This window comes from Brevibacillus choshinensis (genome assembly GCF_016811915.1).
GTDB lineage: Bacteria > Bacillota > Bacilli > Brevibacillales > Brevibacillaceae > Brevibacillus > Brevibacillus choshinensis_A.
Window position 1 is genome coordinate 2,000,567 of record NZ_CP069127.1, and the last position, 25,765, is coordinate 2,026,331.

General features: G+C 49.5%; 28 protein-coding genes. 23 read left to right on the forward strand and 5 right to left on the reverse strand.

The genetic code is table 11. The annotated features are described in order from the left end of the window. Positions 1-171 precede the first annotated feature (171 nt). The 13 genes from alaS (at position 172) to JNE38_RS10275 (ending at position 13,869) form a co-directional block, all read left to right on the forward strand. Entirely contained in the window at positions 172-2,820 is a 2,649-nt protein-coding gene (alaS, locus tag JNE38_RS10215) for an alanine--tRNA ligase (protein ID WP_203356454.1), read from the forward strand. Between the two features lie 113 nt (positions 2,821-2,933). Continuing rightward, positions 2,934-3,194: an IreB family regulatory phosphoprotein gene (locus JNE38_RS10220; protein WP_007727936.1), complete on the forward strand. Its 261-nt coding sequence runs from the start codon at positions 2,934-2,936 to the stop codon at positions 3,192-3,194. Positions 3,195-3,204: 10 nt separating this feature from the next. After that, on the forward strand, positions 3,205-3,621 hold the full coding sequence (gene ruvX / locus JNE38_RS10225) for a Holliday junction resolvase RuvX (RefSeq protein WP_203356455.1): 417 nt from the start codon (positions 3,205-3,207) through the stop codon (positions 3,619-3,621). Between the two features lie 5 nt (positions 3,622-3,626). Continuing rightward, positions 3,627-3,917 carry a DUF1292 domain-containing protein gene (locus JNE38_RS10230; RefSeq protein ID WP_203356456.1) on the forward strand — a complete coding sequence of 97 codons (291 nt, stop codon included), beginning with the start codon at positions 3,627-3,629 and terminating at the stop codon, positions 3,915-3,917. A gap of 280 nt (positions 3,918-4,197) precedes the next feature. Next, entirely contained in the window at positions 4,198-5,766 is a 1,569-nt protein-coding gene (gene nikA / locus JNE38_RS10235; RefSeq protein ID WP_238933608.1) for a nickel ABC transporter substrate-binding protein, read from the forward strand. A gap of 2 nt (positions 5,767-5,768) precedes the next feature. After that, entirely contained in the window at positions 5,769-6,713 is a 945-nt protein-coding gene (gene nikB / locus JNE38_RS10240; protein WP_238933609.1) for a nickel ABC transporter permease, read from the forward strand. Continuing rightward, the gene (gene nikC / locus JNE38_RS10245) at positions 6,710-7,531 is read left to right on the forward strand and encodes a nickel transporter permease (protein WP_203356457.1); all 822 of its coding nucleotides are present in this window, start codon (positions 6,710-6,712) and stop codon (positions 7,529-7,531) included. Before nikB ends, nikC begins: the two co-directional genes overlap by 4 nt. Positions 7,532-7,549: 18 nt before the next feature. Beyond that, positions 7,550-8,467 (forward strand): ATP-binding cassette domain-containing protein, encoded by a 918-nt coding sequence (locus JNE38_RS10250; protein ID WP_203356458.1) that lies wholly within the window; start codon positions 7,550-7,552, stop codon positions 8,465-8,467. Next, positions 8,445-9,224, forward strand: coding sequence for an ABC transporter ATP-binding protein (locus tag JNE38_RS10255; RefSeq protein ID WP_203356459.1), 780 nt, complete (start codon positions 8,445-8,447; stop codon positions 9,222-9,224). Before JNE38_RS10250 ends, JNE38_RS10255 begins: the two co-directional genes overlap by 23 nt. Positions 9,225-9,339: 115 nt before the next feature. Beyond that, positions 9,340-10,440, forward strand: a complete 1,101-nt coding sequence (gene mltG, locus JNE38_RS10260; protein ID WP_238933610.1) for an endolytic transglycosylase MltG — start codon at positions 9,340-9,342, stop codon at positions 10,438-10,440. Between the two features lie 149 nt (positions 10,441-10,589). After that, positions 10,590-11,240 (forward strand): O-methyltransferase, encoded by a 651-nt coding sequence (locus JNE38_RS10265; protein WP_203356460.1) that lies wholly within the window; start codon positions 10,590-10,592, stop codon positions 11,238-11,240. A 55-nt stretch (positions 11,241-11,295) separates the two neighbouring features. Further along, positions 11,296-11,937, forward strand: coding sequence for a uridine kinase (gene udk, locus JNE38_RS10270; RefSeq protein ID WP_203356461.1), 642 nt, complete (start codon positions 11,296-11,298; stop codon positions 11,935-11,937). 102 nt (positions 11,938-12,039) lie between these two features. After that, on the forward strand, positions 12,040-13,869 hold the full coding sequence (locus JNE38_RS10275) for a peptidoglycan D,D-transpeptidase FtsI family protein (RefSeq protein WP_203356462.1): 1,830 nt from the start codon (positions 12,040-12,042) through the stop codon (positions 13,867-13,869). Here the strand turns inward: JNE38_RS10275 and JNE38_RS10280 are convergent. Continuing rightward, a complete protein-coding gene (locus JNE38_RS10280; protein ID WP_203356463.1) occupies positions 13,781-14,272 on the reverse strand; it encodes a Mov34/MPN/PAD-1 family protein in 492 nt (163 codons plus the stop codon). The genes JNE38_RS10275 and JNE38_RS10280 overlap by 89 nt on opposite strands. Positions 14,273-14,441: 169 nt before the next feature. Between JNE38_RS10280 and JNE38_RS10285 the strand changes: the two genes are divergently transcribed. Further along, positions 14,442-15,506 (forward strand): HD-GYP domain-containing protein, encoded by a 1,065-nt coding sequence (locus tag JNE38_RS10285; protein WP_203356464.1) that lies wholly within the window; start codon positions 14,442-14,444, stop codon positions 15,504-15,506. A 147-nt stretch (positions 15,507-15,653) separates the two neighbouring features. Further along, entirely contained in the window at positions 15,654-16,220 is a 567-nt protein-coding gene (locus JNE38_RS10290; RefSeq protein WP_203356465.1) for a GNAT family N-acetyltransferase, read from the forward strand. Positions 16,221-16,264: 44 nt separating this feature from the next. On the opposite strand, the gene JNE38_RS30590 is transcribed toward JNE38_RS10290, so the two are convergent. The 3 genes from JNE38_RS30590 to JNE38_RS10305 all read right to left on the reverse strand — a co-directional run bounded on the left by JNE38_RS30590 (position 16,265) and on the right by JNE38_RS10305 (position 18,402). Further along, positions 16,265-16,480, reverse strand: a complete 216-nt coding sequence (locus tag JNE38_RS30590; RefSeq protein ID WP_238933611.1) for a hypothetical protein — start codon at positions 16,478-16,480, stop codon at positions 16,265-16,267. A 122-nt stretch (positions 16,481-16,602) separates the two neighbouring features. Next, a complete protein-coding gene (locus tag JNE38_RS10300; RefSeq protein ID WP_203356466.1) occupies positions 16,603-17,346 on the reverse strand; it encodes a PRC-barrel domain-containing protein in 744 nt (247 codons plus the stop codon). Between the two features lie 12 nt (positions 17,347-17,358). Continuing rightward, positions 17,359-18,402 carry a tetratricopeptide repeat protein gene (locus JNE38_RS10305; RefSeq protein ID WP_203356467.1) on the reverse strand — a complete coding sequence of 348 codons (1,044 nt, stop codon included), beginning with the start codon at positions 18,400-18,402 and terminating at the stop codon, positions 17,359-17,361. Positions 18,403-18,855: 453 nt separating this feature from the next. Here JNE38_RS10305 and JNE38_RS10310 point away from each other — a divergent pair, with 453 nt between their 5' ends. From JNE38_RS10310 to JNE38_RS10340, 7 genes are all read left to right on the forward strand, one after another. Continuing rightward, positions 18,856-19,551: an SDR family oxidoreductase gene (locus JNE38_RS10310; RefSeq protein WP_238933612.1), complete on the forward strand. Its 696-nt coding sequence runs from the start codon at positions 18,856-18,858 to the stop codon at positions 19,549-19,551. Between the two features lie 11 nt (positions 19,552-19,562). After that, positions 19,563-20,327, forward strand: a complete 765-nt coding sequence (locus tag JNE38_RS10315) for an SDR family NAD(P)-dependent oxidoreductase (protein ID WP_203356469.1) — start codon at positions 19,563-19,565, stop codon at positions 20,325-20,327. A 27-nt stretch (positions 20,328-20,354) separates the two neighbouring features. Continuing rightward, the gene (locus tag JNE38_RS10320; RefSeq protein WP_203356470.1) at positions 20,355-21,149 is read left to right on the forward strand and encodes a sugar phosphate isomerase/epimerase family protein; all 795 of its coding nucleotides are present in this window, start codon (positions 20,355-20,357) and stop codon (positions 21,147-21,149) included. 197 nt (positions 21,150-21,346) lie between these two features. After that, the gene (gene sigK / locus JNE38_RS10325; RefSeq protein WP_203356471.1) at positions 21,347-22,057 is read left to right on the forward strand and encodes an RNA polymerase sporulation sigma factor SigK; all 711 of its coding nucleotides are present in this window, start codon (positions 21,347-21,349) and stop codon (positions 22,055-22,057) included. A 159-nt stretch (positions 22,058-22,216) separates the two neighbouring features. Beyond that, positions 22,217-22,642, forward strand: coding sequence for a DMT family transporter (locus JNE38_RS10330; RefSeq protein WP_203356472.1), 426 nt, complete (start codon positions 22,217-22,219; stop codon positions 22,640-22,642). A gap of 43 nt (positions 22,643-22,685) precedes the next feature. After that, the gene (locus tag JNE38_RS10335) at positions 22,686-23,414 is read left to right on the forward strand and encodes a Crp/Fnr family transcriptional regulator (RefSeq protein WP_203356473.1); all 729 of its coding nucleotides are present in this window, start codon (positions 22,686-22,688) and stop codon (positions 23,412-23,414) included. A gap of 7 nt (positions 23,415-23,421) precedes the next feature. Next, positions 23,422-23,883, forward strand: a complete 462-nt coding sequence (locus JNE38_RS10340; protein ID WP_203356474.1) for a DMT family transporter — start codon at positions 23,422-23,424, stop codon at positions 23,881-23,883. Positions 23,884-23,945: 62 nt separating this feature from the next. Here JNE38_RS10340 and JNE38_RS10345 read toward each other — a convergent pair whose 3' ends face one another. Further along, positions 23,946-24,623, reverse strand: a complete 678-nt coding sequence (locus JNE38_RS10345) for an MBL fold metallo-hydrolase (RefSeq protein ID WP_203356475.1) — start codon at positions 24,621-24,623, stop codon at positions 23,946-23,948. Between the two features lie 167 nt (positions 24,624-24,790). On the opposite strand from JNE38_RS10345, the gene JNE38_RS10350 reads away from it, so the two are divergent. Next, on the forward strand, positions 24,791-25,555 hold the full coding sequence (locus tag JNE38_RS10350) for an SDR family oxidoreductase (protein ID WP_203356476.1): 765 nt from the start codon (positions 24,791-24,793) through the stop codon (positions 25,553-25,555). The last annotated feature ends 210 nt before the right edge of the window (positions 25,556-25,765 follow it).

Sequence of the window (25,765 nt, forward strand, 5' to 3'; positions counted from 1 at the left end):
AAGACCGGGCAAAAACCGGCGGCTTGGCACCGTTAAAGGCCGTAAAGCGACAGGCATTGGCTTTGGTTTAACGCATCAAGGGCCTGTAAGCAGGGTGGTACCGCGAGAAAAACAGTTCTCGTCCCTGAGGGGATGGGGGCTTTTTTTATTTTTCATTAGAGGAGAATGTAAATGAAGAAACTGACAGGCAATCAAATCCGCCGCATGTTCTTGGACTTCTTTGTTGAAAAAGGACATCGTATTGAGCCAAGCGCTCCCTTGGTTCCCATCGACGATCCATCGCTGCTGTGGATCAACAGTGGCGTAGCGACCCTCAAGAAGTACTTTGACGGCCGCATCATTCCAGACAACCCGCGCATCACCAACTCGCAAAAATCCATTCGTACCAACGATATCGAAAACGTAGGCCGCACTGCTCGCCACCATACGTTCTTTGAGATGCTGGGGAACTTCTCCATCGGCGACTATTTCAAAGAGGAAGCCATTGAGTGGGCATGGGAATTCTTGACCAGTCCAAAATGGATCGGCTTTGATCCAGAGCTGCTCTCCGTCACGATTCACCCGGAAGACGAAGAAGCATATGAGTACTGGAACAAAAAAATCGGCGTTCCTGCTGAGCGCATCGTGAAGCTGGAAGGCAACTTCTGGGACATCGGGGAAGGTCCGAGCGGTCCGAACACGGAAATCTTCTACGATCGCGGCGAAGCATTCGGAAACGATCCGAATGATCCTGAGCTGTACCCTGGCGGCGAAAATGAACGCTATCTGGAAGTGTGGAACCTGGTGTTCTCCCAGTTCAACCACAATCCGGACGGCACCTACACGCCATTGCCGAAGAAAAACATCGATACCGGGATGGGTCTCGAGCGCATGGCTTCGATCATCCAAGGCGTGGACAACAACTTCGAAACAGACCTGTTGTTCCCGCTGATCGAAGAAACGAGCAAAATCTCCGGTGTGGCATACAAAACAAGCCCTGAGATGGACGTCGCGCTGAAAGTGATCGCAGACCACGCACGTACGGTGGCCTTTGCCATCGGGGACGGTGCATTGCCTTCCAACGAAGGTCGCGGCTATGTCATCCGTCGCTTGCTGCGTCGCGCTGTGCGCATGGGGAAAAAGTTGGGCGTGGAAAAGCCGTTCCTCTACAGCCTGACTGAAACAGTGGGCACAATGATGGGCGAATTCTACCCAGAAGTGGTGCAAAAACGCGAATTCATCGAAAAAGTCATTCGTGCGGAAGAAGAGCGCTTCCACGAGACTTTGAACGATGGATTGGCTATCCTCTCCGAAATGGTGAAGAATGCCAAAGCGGAAGGCAAAGCACAGCTTTCCGGTCAAGACGTGTTCAAAATGTACGATACGTACGGATTCCCGGTTGACCTGACAGAAGACTTTGCGGACGAGCAAGGATTGACTGTAGATCGCGATGGCTTCGATCAAGCGATGGAAGAACAGCGTGAACGCGCGCGCGCAGCTCGTCAGGATGTGGACAGCATGCAGATTCAGGGCGGTCCATTGTCCGAGCTGACGGTTACGAGCGAATTTGTTGGTTATACTGAATTGGTAGCAACAGGTAAAGTGGAAGCGATCATTTTCGACAACCAACTGACAGACGAGGCAGAAGAAGGACAGACGGTTCAAGTCGTCCTGAGCCGGACACCGTTCTATGCAGAGAGCGGCGGACAGATCAACGACGAAGGCTATCTGATTTCGGATTCCGTGAAAGCACGTGTAACGGACGTTCAAAAAGGTCCAAAGGGCCAAAACGTTCATTCCGTTACCGTGGAAGCCGGTACCTTGCGCAAAGGCGACGAAGTGCGTGCAGAGGTAAACCGTGAAGCGCGTCTGGCCATCACGAAAAACCATACCGCAACACACCTCTTGCACCAGGCGCTGAAGGATGTGCTGGGTACGCACGTCAATCAGGCGGGGTCTCTGGTAGCTCCTGAAAGACTTCGCTTTGACTTCACGCACATCAGTGCGATTACAGCAGAAGAGCTGGAGCGCATCGAAGCGATCGTCAACGAAAAAGTGTGGGAGAACCTCACTGTGGAGATCGCAAACAAAGCACTGGCTGAAGCAAAAGCAATGGGCGCAATGGCGTTGTTCGGCGAAAAATACGGCGATATCGTACGCGTCGTAAAAGTAGGCGACTACAGCTTGGAGCTGTGCGGCGGCTGCCATGTGAACAACACCGCGGAAATCGGTCTGTTCAAGCTGGTGAGCGAGAGCGGTATCGGTGCAGGTACCAGACGTATCGAGGCGGTTACCGGCCGTGGCGCATATCAGTTCCTGAACCAGCAATTTGCTACGCTGAAAGAAGTGGCCAACGCATTGAAGGCTCCCGTGATTGCAGAAGCTCCAGCTCGTGTGGAAGGCCTGCAACAGCAATTGAAAGAAGCTCAGCGTGAGAACGAATCGTTGCGTGCCAAATTGGGCAACATCGAAGCGGCTTCCCTGACGGATCAATTGCAGCAAGTGGATGGCATGAATGTACTGGCTGCTCGTGTATCCGCAGTCGATATGGATAATCTGCGCGGCATGGTGGACGAGCTGAAAAACAAGCTGGGCTCGGCTGTCATCGTTCTGGGTGCTGTAGATGGTGACAAGGTGAACCTCGTAGCCGGGGTGACCAAAGACCTGATGGACCAGGGCATCCACGCGGGTAAGATCATTAAAGAGGTGGCGTCTCGTTGCGGCGGCGGCGGTGGCGGTCGTCCTGATATGGCGCAGGCTGGCGGTAAAGATCCGTCCAAGCTGCAGGAAGCGTTGGATGCAGTGGCCGAGTTCGTAAAGAGTCAAGCAGTGACGAAATAAGTGACAGCGGGACGAAAAAATTGCGAAATCGACAAGGAGTAGGGTCGACCCAAGTCGAATAAGTATGGTAGCAAGTAGGGTCAGAAGTCTCAAATGAAATCGAGGTGTTGATTGTGAGTTCGTTGGATAATACCATGAAATTCACGGTGCCAAAGGAAGCGAATGCGGCGGATGTGCAAGAGACATTAACAGAGGTGTACAAAGCCCTGCAGGAAAAAGGGTACAACCCGATCACCCAGATCGTCGGTTACTTGCTTTCTGGCGACCCGGCGTTTATCCCACGCCACAACAACGCGCGCAGCCTAATTGGCAAATTGGAACGGGACAAAATCATAGAAGAGTTGGTGACCGTTTACTTGTCAGAGCGCAAGTAAGCCTGCCTATATGACGAGAGTACTGGGATTGGATGTTGGCGATAAAACGATAGGAGTTGCGGTCAGCGACGAGCTCGGTTGGACTGCCCAAGGGGTAGAAACAATCAAGAGACAGTCCAAGGAAAAGGATTTTGCTCGCTTGCACGAGTTGATTGCACAATATCAGGTCGGCGCAATTGTTGTTGGTCTGCCAAAAAACATGAATGGGACGATCGGCCCGCGGGCGGAGATGTGCCAGGCATTTGGCAGACTGCTTGAGGAACGCACCTCTCTTCCTGTCCACATGTGGGACGAACGACTGACGACGATGGCAGCGGAGCGCATGTTGATCTCCGCTGACGTCAGCCGTCAGAAACGCAAGACGGTAATAGACAAAATGGCGGCCACATTGATCCTGCAAGGATTTTTGGACGCGAAATCGAGGTGACCACAATGAGTGAAGAGATGATTGAGGAGTTTGAAGTGGGCGATGTGATTGCCCTTACGGAAGAAGGTACCGATGAGCCTCGCGACTTCCGGATCATGTACATTTTTGACATTGAAGATCGCAGCTATCTGGTGCTGGTACCAGTGGATCAGGAAGAAGAAGAAGAGTATGAAGTTCACTTCCTGCGCTACGACGGTACAGACATGCTCCAGCCAATCGAAGACGACGAAGAGTGGGAGCAAGTAGAAGCCACTTTCGAAACGCTGATTGCGGATTTGGAGAAAGACGGTATTTAAGAGATTGGGAAGTAGAAAAGAGGGCTTTATGCCCTCTTTTTTTTGTGCATTAAATCGTAATGATTATGATTTGTATTGACTTTTCCATCATTCTCCTTTAGTCTAAGTTTTGTCATCAAATAAGAATGATTACGCTTTGTGCGCCGGGAAATGAATCATAAGAAGGAGAAGGGGGGAAGGAACGCTTATGGTACATACTTCATCCGCGGTCGAAAACACACATGGAAAGGACATTGACAAAACCATGAATGCTTGGATGCGTAGAAAAAGGGGGAAATGGATGTCCCTCTTTACCCTACTCTTTGCAGTCTCCTTTGCGTTGGCAGGATGCTCTCAGAGTCAAGAAGGTGGCGGTACCAATGGTCTAGTCAGGGAGCAAAAGTCAGAGGCGAGCGGTGAGGGAGACAGAAAGAAAGTAACCATCATGATGAATTTCAAAAGCGGAAGCCTGGATCCGAGCAACAGTTATACGCCTCTAAGAGCGGGGGTCGTGGAAACCTTGGTGCGGTTGGATGAGAAGCTGGTGATCAAACCGTGGCTTGCGAGCAAATGGGAGGCAATCAATGACCATACCTGGGCTTTTACCATTCGTGATGGGGTGACTTTTCAAGATGGGACCAAACTGGATGCAGGGGCAGTCAAAGCTTCCCTGGAACGGGCTGTGTCCGCAAGCAAACCACTTTCAGCAGCTTTGAAATTATCATCGATGGAGGCGAACGGCCAGGAGCTGAAAATAGTGACAACCGAGCCTCACCCGGCATTGCCGTCTGAATTGGTGAGTCCGTATGCGTCCATCATCAGTGTGGAAGCGGAAAAAAAGATGGGAACGAAAGTATTTAACGATGGGCCGGTCGGAACAGGACCGTTTCAGGTGAAACAATTTACCCCCAATATAGCCATCTCTTTGCAACGATACGAAGGGTACTGGAACGGGAAGGCGAAGGTGGAGGAAATTGATTTCAAGTTCAACGAGGATGGAAATGTGAGGGCGCTTGCTTTGCAATCAAAAGAAGCGGACATTGTCTACCAAGTTCCGGCGGAAACGGTCGAGGCGATCCGACAAGACAGTTCGCTTACTGTAGATTCGGTACCGAGCTTGCGGGTTCATTACTTGCTCTACAATCAGCAAAAGCCGCTCGTTCAAGACGTCAAAATCAGGAGAGCGTTTGATCTTTTGCTGGATAGGGAAAGCGTAGCCAAGGACATCATGCTCGGGCATGCAAAGCCCGCTAACGGGCCATTTCATACCAGCCTGCCATTCGGAAGCGAGGACGCGATTCAATCGCTGCATGCAATGGAAGCCAAGAAGCTGCTGGAAGAAGCCGGTTATCAAGCGGGAGCGGACGGCAAGCTGTCCAAAAACGGAACCCCGCTCGTGTTGCAGCTGCTTACCTACAAAGGCAGGCCGGAATTGCCACTAATCGCCCAAATCCTGCAGTCGGAGGCGGCGAAAATCGGGGTCGATATGGACGTCAAGATGGTAGAAAACATTGATACATACTTGCGTGAAAACAAGGATTGGGATCTGGTGACGTACAGTAACGTAAGTGCTCCACGTGGCGACGGGGGATTCTATCTTAATTCGGCATTTGTTTCGGGTGGTGCGTTAAATCCGAGCAATTTGAGCTCTGACAAAGTGAATGAAGTCATTGCGCGTTTAAACGCTACCTCACATGTAACGAAACGTGTCCAGCTTACAAAAGAGGCAGTGGTTGCTATCAATGATGAAGTACTGCAATCCTTTGTCGTGTATCCCAATAACATCGTCGGAAGAAATAAACGAGTAACGGACTGGAAGCCTGGCGCGGATGATTACTATATCGTAACCAACAGGATGGATGTGAAGTAGCTGTGTTTGCCTTGATCAAAGCACGCCTGCTGCAACTCATTTTGGTCCTGTTCTTGTTATCTTTGCTAACTTTTGCGTTGATGAAGCTGGCTCCTGGAGACCCTGTGCTGGCTATGCTCCAATTTGATGAAATGCATGTCACGCAGGCAGACGAAGAAATGCTTCACAAAGAGCTTGGCTTTGATCAGCCTATGCTGGTGCAGTATGGACGATGGGTATTCGGTATCCTGAGGCTCGACTTCGGAGAATCGTACATCAAAGGAAAGCCCGTCCTTGATGAGCTGATGGACCGATTGCCGCTTACGATTCTGCTCACCTTCGGAGGGCTGGTGGTTATGACGATGATTGCCCTGCCTCTAGGGCTGTTGGCTGCCAAATATCCAAATAAATGGCCAGATCATGCTGGACGTATCATTGCGTTGATCGGAGCTTCGATCCCCAGTTTTTGGATGGGGTTATTGCTAATCTATACGTTTGCATGGAAGCTTAGCTGGCTCCCTACGATGGGTAAAGGTGGCGTAGAGACGCTTATCCTGCCTTCTCTAACCCTCGGTTTTGCGATGGCTGCCGTCTATGCCCGAATGCTGCGAGCGGGTCTAATCGAGAGCCTTTCTCAGGAGTACATACGCGCGGCGAGGGCGAGAGGTATTGCGGAATGGCGGATATTCTTGCGCCATGCATTGAGGGCAGCTCTTCTGCCCGTCCTAACGGTTTTCGGTATGAGCATGGGGAGTCTGCTGGCAGGCTCCGTCGTAGTTGAGACTCTTTTTTCATGGCCGGGAGTTGGAAGCATGGTGGTCGAAGCCATCTTTCAAAGAGATTATCCAGTCGTTCAGGGATACATCCTGATGACAGGTGTTTTTGTGGTCATTGTGAATTTGCTGGTCGATATCGCTTATGGCTGGCTGGATCCGCGAATTCGTCTGGGAAGGAGCGAACGAGAATGAGCATCAGGAGAAAACAGGACTCGATGATGATGTACGGGCTCTGTTTGATGGGGCTCATTGTTCTGGTGACATTGATTGGACCGTACCTGGTTCAGAATGATCCGCATATTGCGCGGATGGATGAGCGGCTACTGCCCCCCAGCTGGAATTATCCGCTCGGGACAGATCATCTGGGGCGTTGTCTTTTTTCCAGACTGGTGGAGGGTGCCCAAATTACTCTCGGAATATCCATGCTCGTGATCGTAACTGTAGCGGTGATCGGTGTACCTCTAGGTTTGATTTCCGGGTATGTAGGCGGTCGGTTGGATGCCGTAATGATGAGACTGGTGGACGGGGTAGGAGCATTGCCAGAGTTCATCCTGGCCATTGCGATCGCTGGCTTTCTGGGGCCAACCCTGCTAAACATGATGCTGTCGATCTTGCTCGTCAAGTGGATCGGTTATGCCCGGGTCGTTAGGAGCATTGTCTTGTCTGAAAAGGAAAAGGAATACGTTCTGGCAGCACGTGTAGCAGGCAGCAGTACGTGGACGATTCTTTGGAGACATTTGCTGCCTCAGATCATGTCCCCTGTGATTGTGCTAGCAGCTTTGGATGTGGGAAAGATCATTTTGACCATTTCTTCTCTGTCCTATTTAGGGTTGGGAGCACAACCGCCAGCTCCGGAGTGGGGAGCCATGCTGAACGACGGCCGTCCTTATTTTCAAACGGTTCCTACCTTGATGCTTTATCCGGGTATCGCGATCATGGTAGTTGTCATTTCTTGTAACTTGATTGGAGAAGGCCTGCGAGATCGTTTGGACGTCCGAAATCGATTTTGAGCAGAAGAGGGGAGCTGCATGAAGCTAGACGTACTAGGAGAATCCGGATCACTGGATTCGGTCATAGAAGTTTGTGATCTGCATATGAAAGCGAGTAATGGGCACAGCTTTCAAACCATTCTCACAAGCGTTAGTTTTGCGATACAGCGAGGGGAGACGCTGGCCCTGGTTGGAGAAAGCGGGAGTGGAAAAAGTATGACAGCAAATGCGGTTTTAGGCCTGCTGCCGAGGTCTATTCACGTGAGCAAGGGCCGCATAATCTTTGAAGGGCACGACATCCTATCTGTGCCGGATAAAAAAAGGCGGGCCTTGCTCGGAAAAGAGATCGGCTTCGTCTTTCAAGACTATCAAAGCAGTTTTACCCCCTTCTTGAAAATAGGGGATCAACTGATAGAGACGTTGCGGACTCATCAAACCGTATCGAAAAATGAGTCGAAGAAGAGCGCGATGGAATGGCTCACGCAGGTTGGATTGCCCGCTGAACGTGTTTACGACAGCTATCCCTTTCAATTGAGCGGAGGGCAAATGCAGCGCACGGCGCTTGCTGCAGCAATGATGCTCCAGCCAAAACTTTTGATTGCGGATGAGGTAACCACGGCTCTTGATGTATGGAGCGGGGAGGTGGTGCTCGATTTGCTTGTCAAACTACAGCGCCAAACAGGCTGTGCTGTTCTCATGATTTCCCATGATTTGAGGCAGGTACTGAAGCGAGCGGATCGAGTTGCGGTGATGAAAGATGGCAAAATCCTTGAACAGCAAACCGCCCAGATGATCCAAAAACACCCGGAGCATCCGTATACTCAAATGCTGCTTGACGCGAAACCACCTTTGCCAGAAGTCCATTTTGCGAGTAACCAGCGAATCGAATCGGGCTACAGCCCATGCGAAAGTTTTGATCGGAGGAGGAGGAAAGGTGGAAAAGCTGGTATCTGTTGAGGGAGTATGCAAATCGTATGGAAAGCGGGCAAATGGTGTCAGCGCATTGCAAGATGTAACTTTTCATATACTCGCGGGAGAATGCGTGGGGGTCGTAGGGGAGAGCGGGAGCGGAAAAAGTACCTTGTCCCGCATTGTTCTCGGACTGGAAAAGCCCGATCAAGGAAAAGTCTTCTGTATGGGCACCTCTCTTTTTGAAAAGGAAGGGTGCGCTATGCGGGAGCTTCGGCAGCATATCCAAGTGGTATTCCAGGACCCGACCTCGTCTCTCAATCAGCGCATCCCCATATGGCGCTCAGTCTTGGAACCGCTGGATAATTTTCCTCTTGTGGTTCCTCCGATTTTGGCAGACGTGCGTCACTCGCGAAGAGAAACGGCGCAAAAGTTGTTGGAAATCGTAGGGCTGGAAGAGCAGCATTTGGATCGATACCCGCACGAACTGAGCGGAGGACAGAGGCAGCGTGTTGCGATTGCCCGCGGAATCAGCCTTGGCCCCAGACTGCTGATCTGTGATGAGCCTACCTCCAGCCTCGATGTCTATATGCAAGCGCAAATCCTGCGATTGTTACAAGAATTAAAGGAGAAGCTGGGGATGTCTTACCTATTCATCTCCCACGATTTGGCTGCAGTGCGCATGCTGAGCGACCGTATGATGATCATCCAGAATGGACGGATCGTCGACCAGTTTGAAAGCAGGGATCTGTATTCTCCTCAAAGACATCCATATACACAGCAACTCATTGCAGTGGTCAGTTAGAGGCATAAAAATGTGGGGCATTTCGCCAGAATTTGCTACAGAGTGACAAGGTAGACAACCCTCCTGTATAATGGTTAGGATCGAGAGTAGAGACCCTAAAGGGAGGATTTCGAACTTGAAACCCATGTCAGTGAAGCCTGATCGTCAGGCGGATCGACCAGCTGCGATGCGCCGCAGACGAGGCGGAGGATTTTTCCGCTTGATCATCGCGCTCTTTTTGCTGATGGTTGTGGCTGTAGGGGGAACAGCCTTGTACGCCTATCAGCAGTTGCAGCCGGTCGAAGGTGAACAAGCCGCCAAAAACGTAACGATCCCGTCAGGATCCTCCGTGCGAGAAATCGGACGATTGCTGGAGGAAGCGGGATTAATCCGAAATGCAGATCTGTTCAGCAACTATGTGAAGTATAAAGGGGTGGGCCCTGCCCTCAAAGCCGGGGAATACCAGTTTACAACCGGACAAACCATTGATGCTTTGCTGCAGAATATGACCGAAGGCAAAACGATTGTCAGCGCAAAGCGGTTTACCATACCAGAAGGCTGGAACATCGAGCAAATCGCCGACCATTTGGACAAAGAAGGCATCGTAACGAAGGCGGACTTTTTGAAGGAAGTGGATCAAGGAGCATTCCCGGAATATCCCTTTGTCGCTCAAATTCCTGCCAGCAAAGAACGGAAGCACCGCCTGGAAGGTTACTTGTTCCCGGAAACGTACGAGGTGAAAAAAGATGCGACAGCACATGAAGTCGTTTCACGGATGCTGGCCCAGTTCCAAAAGGAATGGCAGCCCCAGTGGACCAACGAGCTGAAGCAGCAAAAGCTGACGCTGGATCAGGCCGTCAATCTCGCATCGATCATCGAGCGAGAAGTGACAGTTGACAAGGAAAGGCCGATCGTAGCAGGCGTTTACTACAATCGGATCCGGGACAAATGGCCATTGCAAGCGGACGCCACCGTGCAGTTTGTCTTGGGCAAGCAGCGTGACCGCTTGACTTATGAGGATCTGAAAGTGAATAGTCCGTACAATACGTACACGAATCCGGGACTGCCGCCAGGGCCCATTGCCAATCCGGGACGGGCATCTCTCGAGGCCGTCGTGAAGCCAGCCAAGCACGACTACTTTTTCTATGTCACGAAAAAAGACGGAACTTCGGAGCATTACTTCTCTCGTACACTGGAGGAGCACAACGCGAATAATGCAAAAAGCAGAGGAAACTAACCAGGTTTCCTCTGTTTTTATGAACGGATCTCTCAGCCGAGTTTTTGCGAAAAAGGAAGAAATCGTCGTATGGATAGCGGCATCTTAAAGAAGTTTTTCTTTTAGAGGTATGCTATAATAATTCGGTTGCAAGATAGAGGAGTGAAAAGATGATTACCAATCCGGCCATAGATGACTACGTGTCGGGACTGGTTCCCGAGCGTTCTAAGCTGCTTGCACGCCTGGAGCAGGAAGCGGCAGTTGAAAACATTCCGATCGTTCAGCTTCCCTCCGCACAAGTCATGCGAATGCTGCTTTTGCTGCATCAGCCAAAATCCATTCTCGAAGTAGGAACTGCGATTGGCTATTCTACCATCTGGCTGGCTGAGGCTGCGCCAGAAGCGCGTATCGTCACCATGGACATCGATGAGGAACGATTGGGACGAGCGCGGACCAATATCGCAGAAGCAGGCGTTTCCGAACGCGTGGAGATCCTGCTGCGAGATGCCACATTAGGGCTGCCAGATACGTATCAATTTGACTGCTTGTTTATTGATGCGGCCAAAGGCCAATATCGGGCTTTCCTCGATCTGTATCTTCCTTTGCTGCGTGACGGAGGATTGGTGATTAGCGATAATGTGTTGTTCCGGGGATTGGTCGCGACACCGGACGAAGCTAGCAAGCGCCAACGACCGATGATTGAAAAGCTGCACGCCTACAATACGCTTTTGATGGAACATCCGCAGCTGGAGACGACCATGATTCCGGTAGGAGACGGACTTGCAGTCAGCCTGAAAAAGAAGAAGCAAGACACAATATGATCACAATCCGAGGTAGAGATTGCCTGGATGCCAAATAGGGAAGGGGATATGAGGCATGCGCAACCCCGTGTTGATTGGGGTAGCTGGAGGCAGTGGATCTGGCAAGACAACCGTCGCCAGAGAATTGTTTCGCCAGTTTCAAAATGATAGTGTAACGATGATCGAGCAGGACTCCTACTACAAGAATCAAGACCACCTGGAAATGGAAGAACGGTACTTGACCAACTACGATCATCCCTTGGCTTTTGACAATGACCTGATGCTTTCCCACCTGCAGGATTTGCTGCAAGGCAAGGCCATTGAAAAGCCCATTTACGATTTCAAAGAACATACGAGAAAAAAAGAAACCATTCGGATCGACCCAAAGGATGTCATTATCCTGGAAGGGATGCTGATTTTGGAGGATGAACGGATTCGGGATCTGATGGATATCAAAGTGTTTGTGGATACGGATGCAGATGTTCGGATTGTGCGCCGAATCGCCCGCGATATTGAAGAACGGGGGCGTTCGCTGGATTCTGTGGTCAATCAGTACTTAAATGTCGTGCGGCCGATGCACCTGCAATTTATCGAGCCGACGAAACGATATGCCGACGTGATCATTCCAGAAGGCGGATACAACCTCGTCGCGCTTGATCTGCTGTCTACCAAAATCAGCAACATCCTGCGCCATAGGCAGCAGCTGGCCAATAAGTAAGTCTCCGTGCACGCCGCATATGTCGGCGTGTTTTTTCATGCGCTCGTTTCCCTCCCTTTGAAACGGGCAATACTGGATAAAAAAGCCAGGGAGGGAAATTCGATGCAACTGGAACGGCGGTTGAAACGGCGGCACTTTCTGGTCTTGCTCGGAATGACGCTGATCTGGATCGGATTGATCGCGCGGCTGTGGTGGATCCAGCTGGGAGCCCCTCATCGCTTTACCAAACGCGGAATTGACTTGGTCAAGAATTCTGTCAAGCAACGACAGCAGAGTATCGTGCTCCACAGCGGGCGTGGGGATATACGTGATCACAACGGGTACGCCTTTACAGGTGAAGAGCATCGGGCGCTGATTCTCTTTCCATTGGCGCGAGGAAGTCTGGAGGGGACCGATGGATTGACCAAAGTGGCGCAGGTCGTTTCCCAACCGACAGAACGCTTGACAGACATCATGGAAAAAGCAAAGGCCCCTTTGTTTTTGAGGGATGAAAATGGCCGTCTCGTCGCGCTCTCCGAGAGCCAGGCAGAACAAATCAATGCCCTATCGATCCCCGGGATTGTTGCGTTAGCCATGACAGAGAGGTACCGGCAGGAAGAGGTTGCCAAACATGTCATCGGCTTTATCAATCAGAATCCGGCATTGGTGGAGTCACTGTATCCGGATGAGTGGAAGACGGGAAAGATGAATGCGGACAGCATGATCGGAGCCTCAGGTCTGGAACGCAGCTTTGATCGTTTCTTGCAGGGCGTGGAACCATCTATCCTGTCCTACTACGTAGATGGGCAAGGAAAGCCGCTGCGTGGGCTGGACATTCGTTACTCGAAACAGAATAACGAGTACTATCCACTCTCCCTCACGACTACACTCGATGTAAGCATCCAGCGCAGAATGGAGCGTATCGCCGATGAGGTAGGGCTGACAAAAGGGAGCATGGTGGTATTGGATGCCCAAACTGGCGATATTCGCGCGATTGTGAGTCGACCCAAGTACGATCAGACCAAAGTGGACGGGAAGACAGACGACTGGAAAAATCGAGCCGTGAAGCAGCTGCCGCCTGGTTCCATCTTTAAAACCGTGGTAGCTGCCGCAGCTTTGGCGGAAGGGATCGTCTCCCCTACGGAACGCTTTACGTGTACGGGCGATTATGGAAAGTACCATTTTTCTTGCTGGAAAAAAGATGGCCACGGCAGTGTGACCATGGAGGAAGCGTATGCTCAATCTTGCAATATCGCTTTTGCACAGATTGCCAATCGAGTAGGCGGGGAAAAGCTGGAGGAATATGCACGGAGATTGGGCTTGTCTGAGCTGGCTGGGCATGTCACCTCTCACCTGTTTAAGCTGGATGGCTTCAAGCAGGTGGATGGGGAGGAGCGTGGAGCCATCTTCGCAAAAAGTGTATCCCGAAAGGACGAAGGCGTCCTGATCCAGACAGCAATCGGTCAGCGGGATGTACGGATGACCCCCCTGCAAGCGGCAAATATGGTCGTAGCCATCTTGCGAGGAGGCCAGCCGACACAGGTCCGTCTCGTCAAAGAAATTAGTTACCGCAACGGCCAAGCCTTTCATCAGTTTCCCCTGCAGACTCTTCCTGTTCAAGGAATTGATTACGTCACGGCGAGCAAGCTGCGTAAGATGATGCGGAAGGTGGTCACAGATGGTACGGGGCAAGCGGTGAGCGGCGCTTCCTGGGAGGCTGCCGGAAAGACCGGGACCGCACAGACAGGGGACGACAGCCAATCGCTGAACCACCTTTGGTTTATCGGCTATGCGCCGTATGATCAACCACAATATGCAATCTGCGTCGTTGCAGAAAATCAGCCGAGCTGGGGCAGAAATCAGGCTACGGAGCTGTTTCGCCGCGTGGTTGATGAACTTGCCGATCAAACAGTTCAATCTTCCCGACCTCACGCAGGGAATTCCCCAGAATGAAGCCTCTTGCCTGCACTTGGTTTTGCCTTCCCAAGCCGACAATCAGCATGAGCGGCGAGGAAGATGCATATATGGACTGCGTAGCTTTTTCCAGGATGGTCTTCTTGTCGCCTTTACTGGGAGAAAGCCGCTTGATCGTATGACTATGCCAATCTCCAAGGTATTGCCATTGGCGGGTTTTGCTTAATTTACGAACGAGCTTGTTCAGATGGCCGTCGTCAAAATAGACAGACTTAGGCAGTTGTATAGCTTTGGGGCCAGGCTCGCTCGCATAGGTTACGACCCATCGATTATTATCCATGGGATAGCCCATCATCACCCCTCCGGTTTCGACCGAGGGGTCTTTTCTTACAGCTGTCTCGATCTGCTTCCAAGCTTTCGGAGTGATGTACAGAATCGTCATATGACGGATGTCCCTCCTTGAATCACCTATCACTACGCCTTTTAGCATATGTAATGAGTCCGCAGAACGTCCCCCATGGGAATAAAGTTTGGAATTTTCTCAAAAAATAGATTGTCACTGGCATCCTTCCTTTCTATAATTTAGAAAAAGAGTGTGAAAGGTTGATCCTATGTCTTTGGCCCCAGTAGACAATTCGCTAGTAGGAAAAACAATAGCCGTAGATCTCTATACGGAAAATGGGATCCTGCTTCTGCCTCAAGAAACGATTCTTACATCTGCTCATGTTCAGCTCCTGCAAAAACAGCGCATCAGAGAAGTGGAAGTGCGCCAGGTCCTCTCGGAGGGGACTGGGGAGCACATCACAAGCCAACTCTTGGAACTGGACGCGGATGAAGAGACGATTGCGGCCTACGTTCAAGCGCTGGACAAGACCCGCTCCGTATTTGATCAGGTCAGCCAAAGTGGGGCTTCACACTTGGAAAAGTTTTCGGAAATTTTTAGCGAAGTAGCGGAGCAATCCATGAAGCAGCTGGGATTGTTTCGTTCCCTATATGTGCTGGAAGGGGCAGACAGCTACACCTATCGCCACTCGCTGAACGTCGGCATTCTCTGTTCCCTGATCGCTCGCCTGATGAAATGGAGTGAAGATCGGATCGCCTTTATGGGGACGGCAGGGTTTCTCCATGATTTGGGGAAAATGCGCGTACCCAAGGAAATATTGCTCAAGCCAGGCAAGCTGACAGATGAAGAATTTGCGGAAATGCAGAAGCATACGGTCTACGGCTATCAAATGATCATGGAGATGGAGGGCGGCTCGGAGCTGCTCGCTCAATGTGCCCTGATGCATCACGAGAGGCTGGACGGAACGGGGTACCCGCAGAAACGGATCGGCAATGAGATCCCTGTCGAATGTCAGGTGCTGGCAGTCGCTGATATGTTTGATGCAATCTGCTCAGACCGCGTATACAAGGAGAGGACGTCCCCCTTTGAGGCGGCCCAGCTCCTGTGGAAGGAAGCGTGCGGCGGCAAGCTGAACATTGAGATCGTCTCCCAGTTTGTGAGGTATATTGCGCTGCTGTATGTGGGGGCACGTGCTCGCTTAAGCAACGGGGAAGAAGTGGAAGTCATTTTGATTCATCCGGATGAGCCGATGCGTCCTTTGGTACGCAGAAGCAGTGAATTCTTGGATTTGCGCTATGAACGCCAACTGACCATCGAGAAAATGATTGGGTGAAGAAGGGAACCGCTCCAAATTGGGAGCGGTTTCATTATTATGGTTCTGTGACAGTTGTCCTGTGCGTCTCGACCTGTGAAGAAGGATGTGACAAAATAGAGAGTGAACGCTAGAAGGAAGCTACCGTGACTAAAGGAGGATACGAGCATGATTCGCAGAGCAACCCCTACGGATGCAGACTTTGCAGCGCCGCTCATCTATGAAGCCATTGGAGATATTGCTCACTCACTTACAGGGGCGACAGAGCCAAATGAGGTCATTCGGGTCATGAGCCAATTTTTCGCCCAGACAGGCAATCGGCTTAGCTACGAGAATGCTGTAATCGCCATGGATAAGGACAAGCCCGTTGGTTTAGCGCTGTTTTACCACGGCAGCCAGACACAGAGGCTGGATCGTCCTTTTGAAGAGCATGTAAAACGTGTAACCGGCGAAACACCACATATTGTGAAAGAGGCGCGTGACGATGAATTTTATCTGGATACCGTCGTAGTGAGCGGGGATTCCAGAGGAAAAGGCATCGGCAAAGCTCTGTTGAATGCTTTTGAAGAGGAAAGTGAACGCAGAGGACATGAAAAAATCGCCTTGCTGGTGGATGAAGATAACCAGCGTGCGCGCAAGCTGTATGAATCCATCGGGTATCGGCAGGACGGTACGATCATGGTGAGCGGTCATCTGTACAGCCATATGGTCAAAAGCGTAATGGTACCTGTATAAGGAAAGAACCGCTTCCAAAAGGGATAATTCCCCGGGGAGCGGTTTTATTGTTTTGGTAGATTTCTCTCTTTTTCTAATGCTTCTATTCGCTTTTCCAGCGTTTCCATGCTTTTCTTCCATTGATTGCGGCTGCTCTTTCTTCTGCTCATTTCCACAACGAGCAGAATCGGCACCAGCAGCATGCCAGCAAGCAAGGTGAAGATGAGCATTTGAGTAATCATTGTGCCCCACTCAAGCGACACAGCACCAAAATCCAGCATATCGGGCCTCCCATCTTCCTTTTCATTATTTTACCAAATATATACAAATGGAAAAAGACCTCGTTTGCCAATTGCCGATAGCCGAACGAGGTCGTTTCGTATGCAGGAGGTAGCACCCTGTTTTATTCTGCAGCCTTTAGAGCCAGCTCCAATGCCTTGTTGCTGCCCATTGCTTTTGCCTGATTCACGAGCTGCGCGGTAATCTCTGAGCCTTCTGCTGCTAGGAGCTCTCCAGCTGGATCGTACAAGCTCGCGGACAAGGTTTTGCCGATCAATTCTTCCAGGTCCAGGTCATCTACCGCAGAGGAGACGGGCTCTTGCGTGACGGCAGCCTCTCCGACTGAGGCAGGTTCAATCCCGCTCATTGCCTGACGGAAAAACTCGTCGGACACGAGTGGCTGCTCCCCTTCGTCGGAGATGACAGTGATTTCCTTGCCGAAAGTTATGACCGATGCTTCTGGCAACACGAAAGGAGTGTCTGGCTGGTCCAACATGCAACCCAAGATCTTTCCGGTTGCAGGATCAAAGTAGTACTCCGCAATCTGCCCCAGATGATGACCCTTGCGCGAGATGATACGGGTTCCTTTGATTTGAATATTCTTGCTCAACAGCTCGTTGGCAATCGGAATGTCAGCCAAGTCAATGACGGCATTTTCAGAATCAATGGTGACGGCGTAATCGCCGAGACCTTCCACTAACTTGAATGGTACGGCTTTGATACCGAAATCCCATTGGTCATTTTGGACGACGATGAATTCGATGCTGCGCTGCTCAGGGTTGATGACAAAGCTCTTAACCTTTCCGATTTCTTTTCCTGCCAAGATGCTGATGATAGGTTTGCCCAAGACTTCTTTGGTCTGTTTCATGACGTTGCTCCTCTAGTGAAATGGAATGGCTGTAGAACGGTCATTGCTGCCTGCAAGTAAGGTGCGAAAATGTGTGACGACTTTATCGTGAATAGCGGGTGGAACGAGCGACCAAGACAAGTTCCGTTTATTTTCGAGCTGCAGCTCCTGGATTAATGCTTCAAGATAGGAGATGTGCTTGCTGAAGTCTTCCCGTTTTTTCCGGGAAAGCGCAGGGTTATCGCTCAATACTTTCTCCATGACGGAGATGCTCTCTTCATATAACCCCATTTCGTTCAATACTTGAACCAGTTGCTTGCTCAATATGTAAGTGGCCGTTATCGGGGGATTGTACCGCAGAGCCTCTCGCAAGGATTGATACGCACGCAAATAATCGCTATGCTGCAAGGCAATCTCCGCCTCTGCCGACAGGGCTTGGATTCGAGTGCGGTTCTCCGGCAAAAGTTCCGTTTCAGCCTTGGCAGGTGGAGAATCTGCAGGTAGGTGCGCCTGCAGCGATACGGTATCCTCCTGAGCATCCAGGTCATGGAGCGGAGTAACAGCAGGGACCTGCCCATCTTCGGTTTGTATTGCAAGATCATCGTTGGCTATTTCCTCAGGAATGCCTGTGCTGCTCGCTTCGGAAGTGGCCTCCGTGTCTGCCGGCACCTCAAGATGCACGCCAGGAAGCTCTGCCTCATTTGAAGCGGTGATGTGGATTGGCTGTTGTTCTTCACGCTGCTGCCAAATAGGCGCTGCGACCTCTTCTGCAGTCGGCGTGATCAGCAAGGGCTGCTCAGACCTCAGTGCGATTTCAAACTGCTGTTCGATTTCCAGATCCTCCTGTTTTTGCAGGAAGATGACGGAGATCGCGACACCCGCAAAAACAAGAATGGCGAGGCTGATTGTCCATCCGATCCCGATGCTGGAGGCACTGGAGTACCCGACCAAGCCGGCACTGGCAAAGGCAAGGATCAAAATGAGCACGCTCCGCAGCTTGTGAAACAGGATACGAGTATAAAAGAAGATCAGGACGAGCAAAAGGGCTGCCAGGCCGATTATTTCGGAAGCAATCATAAGAATCACCCTGCACAAGTTTGATAGGGATACTCAGAAGTATAAGGACAACAAGGCTGTGTTCACTCTATAGGCATCCCATCCTGTCTCGAAAGCTGTTGAAAGGTCTTTCTTACCATTATCGGCATTCGCATATGTACACGATATGGGAAAGAGGGCTTAGTTTTGTTAGGGGGAAAAGGCTTCTTTGATGCTTTTGGATTAAGGATGGATAAATGTCCTTCTTGAACGAGTTGTTCTGGTACATACGATTACCGGAATAAATACTATTGTTTGAATAAAGGGAATCGTTTAGTATAATAGTAAATATTTCCTGGAACTTTAGTCCTATTTCCAGAAGGGGGGAATACGATATTAAAGAGAAGATCGGTATAAATAAGTGTACTTATTCGCTCAAAGCTAAAAAAATTAATAATGTGCAAACAAATTTCGGGATGGAGACTAATAAATGATATGAATGATAAAGTTGTTCTGATAACAGGAGGGGCAAGAGGGATAGGAAACACAGTTGCGAAATTTCTGGCAAAAGAAGGAGCAACTGTTTGGATAACATCTCGACAAGCTCAACAACCACATCTCATTTCCAAAATATCATCTGGTGAGATTGGGGAAGTAAGATTAGATGTAACTGATGAGAAGAATGTCCAAGCCGTCTTCGAGAGAATGGATACTCTTTATGGGAAATTAGATGTGTTAATAAATAATGCTGGAATTAGCGTTTTCAAACCAATTGAGGAAACTACATTAAAGGAATGGGATGATGCTTTTTTAACGAACATGTCAGGATTATTTTTGTGTAGCAAAGAGGCTTTTAAGCTTATGAAAGGAAGAGGTGGACGCATTATAAATATCGGGAGCGTCTCTGGCTATATTCCTATTAAAGAAAACGGAGCTTACGGAGCTTCAAAGTACGCCGTACGAGGCTTTTCTAAGATATGTAATGAAGAATGGAAAGAACAAAATGTAAGAGTATCAATCATAAACGCTGGAGCTGTCTACACGGGTATGTGGAATGAACGTGAAGGATTTAATCCTTCTGATATGCTGCAACCAGAAGATATTGCAGAAGCAGTGGTAGATATTGTGAGAAAACCAATTCATGTACGAATTGATGAAATAAAAATATTGCCTTCTAAAGGTGTTTTATAAGGGAGTTAATAATGGAAAAAATTGCAATCGTTACTGGAGCTGGACGCGGGATTGGAGCTGCAACTGCAAACTTTCTCGCTGCAGAAGGGATTTCTGTTGGTGTACTCGATGTAAATTTGGAAAATGCTCAACGAATTTCTAATAATATCCTTAACAGTGGGGGTAACTCAATTGCTATTAAATGTGATGTCGGAAATGTAGAACATGTTGAGAATGCGATTAAAACGATTGAAAATGAATTTGGAGTCCCTACAATATTGGTGAATAATGCTGGAGTAGGTGGTCCTTTTCATCGGATTGATCAGGTTACAGACGAAGAATGGGAATGGATAATGAATACGAATTTGAAAAGCATTTTCTATTTTTGCCGTAGACTACTCCCTAAAATGAAGAATTTAGAATTTGGAAGAATTATTAATGTTGCTTCAATCCAAGGTTTGCTGGGCTCTGCTCATTCTTCTACCTATGTAGCGTCAAAGCATGCCATGGTTGGTTATACAAAAACAATTGCTGCTGAATGGGGGCAGTATGGTATTACAGCAAATGCAATCTGTCCAGGTTATGTTGATACTGCTCTTGGTGTGCAAACAGATAAAATAAATGATTACATGGACCGAGTTCTTCAAAAAAGCCCGGTAAAGAGAGTAGCCATGCCTGAGGAAGTTGCCTCATTAATTGTGCATCTTGTTGGTCCACATAGTGGATACATAAATGGTGCCTCTTATACAATTGATGGAGGTATCTCAGCACACGTCGGAATAACAAGTGATATATAAATTTTTTTAGTTGGGAGGGATAAATTAATGAAGTTGTCCTGCCAAGAACATTTAGTGCCCGGTAGTTCTTTAAAAGAAAAGGTAGACTGGCTCGAGCAAAAGCAGTTTGCTGGAATTGAATTATGGGGTTTTGGACTAAAGGATAGGTTAAAGGAAATTAGCCGTGTAATCCATTCAACTACAATTAATATCAGTGCCGTTTGTGCCGGTTACGAAGGGGATTTATTTTCCGAAAATTATGACGAGCGAAAAGGTACGATCAATAGTATTAAGGAATTAATATTGCATTGCGCAGAAATTAATTCGCCTGGTTTGATTGTCGTGCCCTCATTTGGGACTTCAAAAACATTAGGAGTATTACATCCTAGAACTATTATTCGGGACAGTGATGTCGAAGAATTTGGAGAAATATTGGGCGAAATTGGAGATTATGCAGAATGTAACAATCTAAAAATATATGTTGAGCCAATTAATCGGTATGAATCCTTTCTATTTAACAAGATATCTCAAATAGCTAAGGCGTGTATGCATGCCAGCTCTTCAGCTTTATCTATTTTAGTGGACACTTTTCATACGAACATTGAAGAACAAAATGTCGTAGAAGAACTAAAAAAATATAGTGATCTAATTGGATATGTACATTTATCTGACTCTAACCGATTAATTCCTGGATTTGGGCATATCGATTTTAAAACCATAGTGGATTCATTAAACAGTAATGGATATCGAGGATATTTGTCTTTTGAATGTTTTTTAAACAATTCTGATGAACTAACAATGGCGAGAAGTTATTTACTTGAACTAGAACAAAAATTAGTGTAGGTAACCAGTATGCAATGAAGTCAGTGATGGGCAATTGGTTCTACGTTGACTTTGTTGAAATCAGAGGACAAGCCCTAGGTTGCCAGTGGGGCTTGTTTTTTCATTTTTGTGGTAGTGGGAAATGTCGTACATGCACATATGGGCTGCCGCCCACATAAGCATAGGAGTAAGCTATCCCAGACGTGGAGGTGGCAGCCATGTCCAGCATTTTTGCGGCACTTTCGTTGGTTTTCAAGGAACTTTTGATGTTCGTGGCGTATGTCAAGAACAACGCTTTTCCCCAACCGCTCCCTGACACGGAGGAAGAAAAGTACTTACGACTAATGGCAAAAGGCGATCCGTACGCTCGCAACAAGCTGATCGAGCATAATCTGCGGCTGGTCGCCCACATTGTCAAAAAGTTCGAGAACACCGGTGAAGACAGTGAAGACCTCATCTCCATCGGCACCATCGGCCTGATCAAGGCGATCGAGAGCTATCAGGTGGAGAAAGGCACCAAGCTGGCTACGTACGCAGCGCGTTGTATTGAAAATGAAATCCTCATGCATCTTCGCAGCTTGAAGAAGACCAAGAAAGACGTCTCGCTGCACGACCCGATCGGAACCGACAAGGAAGGGAATGAAATCACCCTGATTGACGTTCTCGGGACGGAAACGGACGAAGTGGTGGACGCGGTGCAGCTCAAGCTGGAGTCCAACAAGATTTATCAGCACATCCATATCCTCGATGATCGGGAAAAAGAAGTGATCATCGGCAGGTTTGGCCTGGATCAGGACAAAGAGAAGACACAGCGGGAAATTGCACGTGAGTTGGGCATCTCCCGTTCGTACGTGTCAAGGATCGAGAAGCGGGCTTTGATGAAGCTGTTCAATGAGTTTTATCGGACGAAGCAGACACAGAATCGGTAGGGTGAAAAGGAAATCAGAGGTTGTCGGTGAGGAACCGCAAGTTCGGCACGATGGTAACGTGCCCGACTTGCGGTTTTTTGCATCCTGAGGACATATGTCCTTCCTCCCTTTCGGAAACTATCCTTTAATAAAGGAAAAACGAGTGGAGGGAACAGCATCGTGAAAGGAAGTATCTTTGCCGTAGCAGGTGGGGCATTTCTCACCCTGCAAGGAGTTGCAAACGCGCGTATCAGTCAGAGCATAGGCACTTGGCAGACGGCTACGATTACCCAGCTTACCGGGTTCGTGGCGGCGCTCCTGATCTTGCTGCTCGTCCGGGATGGCAGCTGGAGCGGCTTTCGCCAGGTAAAGCCGTGGTATTTGGCAGGAGGAGCCTTCGCTGCCCTCATTATTTTTAGCAATATCACGGCGATGAAGCAAGTAGGCGTGACACTGACTGTATCTGCCCTGCTCATCTCCCAGCTGTGCCTGACTTTTGTGATCGACAGCAACGGGTGGTTTGGCGTGATGAAGAAAAAGATGCGGCTGCCACAGTTTATCGGCATCGCGATGATGATCGCAGGCGTAGTCATACTAAAGCTATAATACAAGTAGGCTATGGACGGCGTAGGTAGAGGGGAACGATGTCATGAAAGAAGTGTTGGATCGGAAGCTGCTGCAGCATTATTTGCAAGAGCATCAATTGCAAGCGGTATTTAACGAGCGAATCAAGCCGCATGTCGGCTTATACAGCTTTGAGCAAGGAGAGCTCATCTGCTCGCAAGGAGAAGTCCCGCAAAATTTGTACGTACTGTTAAAAGGAAAGCTGAAGGTGTACACCACTTCGGAGGAAGGAAAAACGCTGATTCTTTCCTTCAAGACTCCACTCGAGCTGATCGGGGACATCGAGTACGTCCGAGGAACGGATATCGTCAATACCGTGGAGGCGGTCTCTCCCGTTTTGATGCTGGGCGTCGGACATCGTTGGCTGCACAAATACGGAAAAAGCGATCCGCAGCTGCTCCAGTTTCTCCTGGATCATATTACGCGGAAGTTTTACGTCAAGTCGTCCTCGATGAGCTTCAATCTGATGTATCCGGTGGAAGTGCGCTTGGCCAGTTACTTGCTCTCCGTATCTTTTGACGATACGGATACAGAGCTGACAGGCAGATTGGACACAACGAGCATGATGGACGCGGCCAATCTTCTCGGGACCAGCTACCGTCATCTGAATCGGGTGCTTCGGCAGTTTTGCGCAGAGGGCCTGATTGAGCGGAGTAAAGGGTTGGTCCTGGTGAAGGACGTAGAAGGATTGCGAAAGCTGGCACGTCACAATATTTACGAAATGCAGCCAGGATCATTCAGCGAAAAGGAGTAGAGCAATCATGGTTTTGGGGATGGTATTGGCACTGATAGCGGGCTCGTTTATCAGTTTGCAAAATATATTCAACAGCAAGGTGAATGAGCGGGTAGGATCTTGGGCTACGACCACACTCGTCCTGGGCATGGGCTTTTTGGCCTCCTTGACGATGGGGCTGGTCTTTGAGGGGGGAGGAATCTTTGCCCTTTCGCAAATGCAGCCCTGGTTCTGGTTCAGTGGATTGATCGGGGTGGGAGTCGTGACATGTATTGTGCAGGCAGTCCGTCGACTTGGCCCTACGTTTGCCATTTCAATCGTTCTGACATCACAGCTCGGGTTTGCCCTCCTGTGGGATTCTCTGGGGTGGCTGGGACTCAAACAGGTTCCATTTACGCTCCATCATTTGCTGGGTGTACTCGTGATCGTGGGCGGCATCCTGCTCTTCAAACTAGGCGGCGCAGAGAAAGTCTCGGAAGGTATGTCTTGAATCGAGCAGCAGTAATGAAAAAACCAGTACTCACACATGGTGCGAGACTGGTTTTTGCGTTTTTAGACGGGTGTGGTCTCAACGATTTCGGCAAGACGCTCTTTGATCCCGCCCGTGCAGACGCCCCCGTGATAGGCAATGACGGTCTCGATATCCAAATCGATTAGCTTGGCGATGGATTGCAGAGCCTTTTCTTTGTCAGGGGTAAAAGCTGGATTGAAAGGCATGAGCACACCGTCCTGCGCCGTCAGGGCATCACCCGAGATGAGCGTTTTGCTCGGGATATGGTACAACGAAATGTGGTCAGGTGTATGACCGGGAGTAAAAATCACTTGGATGCCGCCACAGTACGGAAGAACATCGCCATCTTGCACGATGTGATTGACTCTGACAGGGGGAGCCATCGCTCCGCTTTTGATCAGAGGCAGCTCTCCCGCGATATATGGAACAGCCACTTCATGGGCAATCACCTCGAGATTTCCCTCGAACGCATCGACTAGCTCCGGCAGGCTGCCGATATGATCGCGGTCCTGATGGGTAATGATGACCCTTTTTAGGTTTTGAAAAGGAATGGATTCTTGCTCGATCACCGATTGGATGAGCTTGAGCTGTCCAGGAATGCCCGTATCTACGAGAATGGCCTCGTCACCGTCCCACAAGAGTGCGGTATGGACAACGAACTGACCACCTTCCACGTTCATCTCGAGCTTAATGACCTTGAGTCCTGCATTTGTGTTCATCACTGCCACCTCCACTAGTTCATCATGTACCGAGCAAGTATTCCCCATTGGGTCCGGAAAATCCTTTTCTCCTCGGCAGTTTCCAGGGAATGGGAGAGCAACATTTCAAAATTCTCTTCATGTTAAAACTAACATGTAAGGAAGATCGAACACGAGGAGATGGAAAAATGACAAACTTGGCAGGAAAGATCGCGCTCGTCACAGGAGCGAGCAGAGGGATAGGACGTGGAATTGCTTTGCGTCTGGCAACGGATGGGGCGATCGTAGCCGTTCATTATGGAAAGAAGCGAGAAGCAGCCGATGGGGTTGTCCGGGAGATCCAAGAGCGCGGGGGGAGTGCCTTTGCAATTGGTGCGGATTTGCTCACCGTGCCAGGCATCCTCGGTTTGTTCGAGGAGTTGGATCGAGCGCTTGTGGAGCGTACAGGAAAAGCGCAGATCGATATTTTGGTGAACAACGCGGGGATTGGTCAGAGTGCCACCATTGAGGAGACGACCGAAGAATCTTTTGATGAAGTGATGAATCTCCATGTCAAAGCGCCCGTTTTTCTCATTCAGCAAGCATTGCCGCGGATGAGAGAGGAGGGAAGGATCATCAATATTTCCTCCGCTGTGACGAGGATTGCCTTTCCCAATTTGTTTGGCTACAGCATTTCAAAGGGCGCAATCAACACGTTGACCTATAACCTGGCGAAGCACCTCGGGCCCCGTCAAATCACAGTTAATGCCATCATGCCGGGGATCATAGACACGGATATGAATGCGGGGACTTTGCAAAACCCAGAGGGACAGCAATTCGCAGCGAGCCTGTCAACCTTTGGGCGTTGGGGGCAACCGGCAGACGTCGCCGATATTGCCGCTTTCCTTGCGTCAGCGGACAGCCGGTGGGTAACGGGACAGTTGATCGATGCGAGTGGAGGCTCCCATCTGTAAGGAAATCAAAACCAGCCAGTCTACAGCACGTCCATTCGTGCCTGTAACTGGCTTTTTTCATTCAGAAAAGAATGTATATGATTCTTATAGGCACGTACCTTTTTTCCAACCAGGGGAAACTATGTACTTTTAGTAAAATTATGCAGTGAAAAATATTGACTGCAAATAAATTCTTGTGATAATATAAATATTTTTATTCCTGAAGTGTGT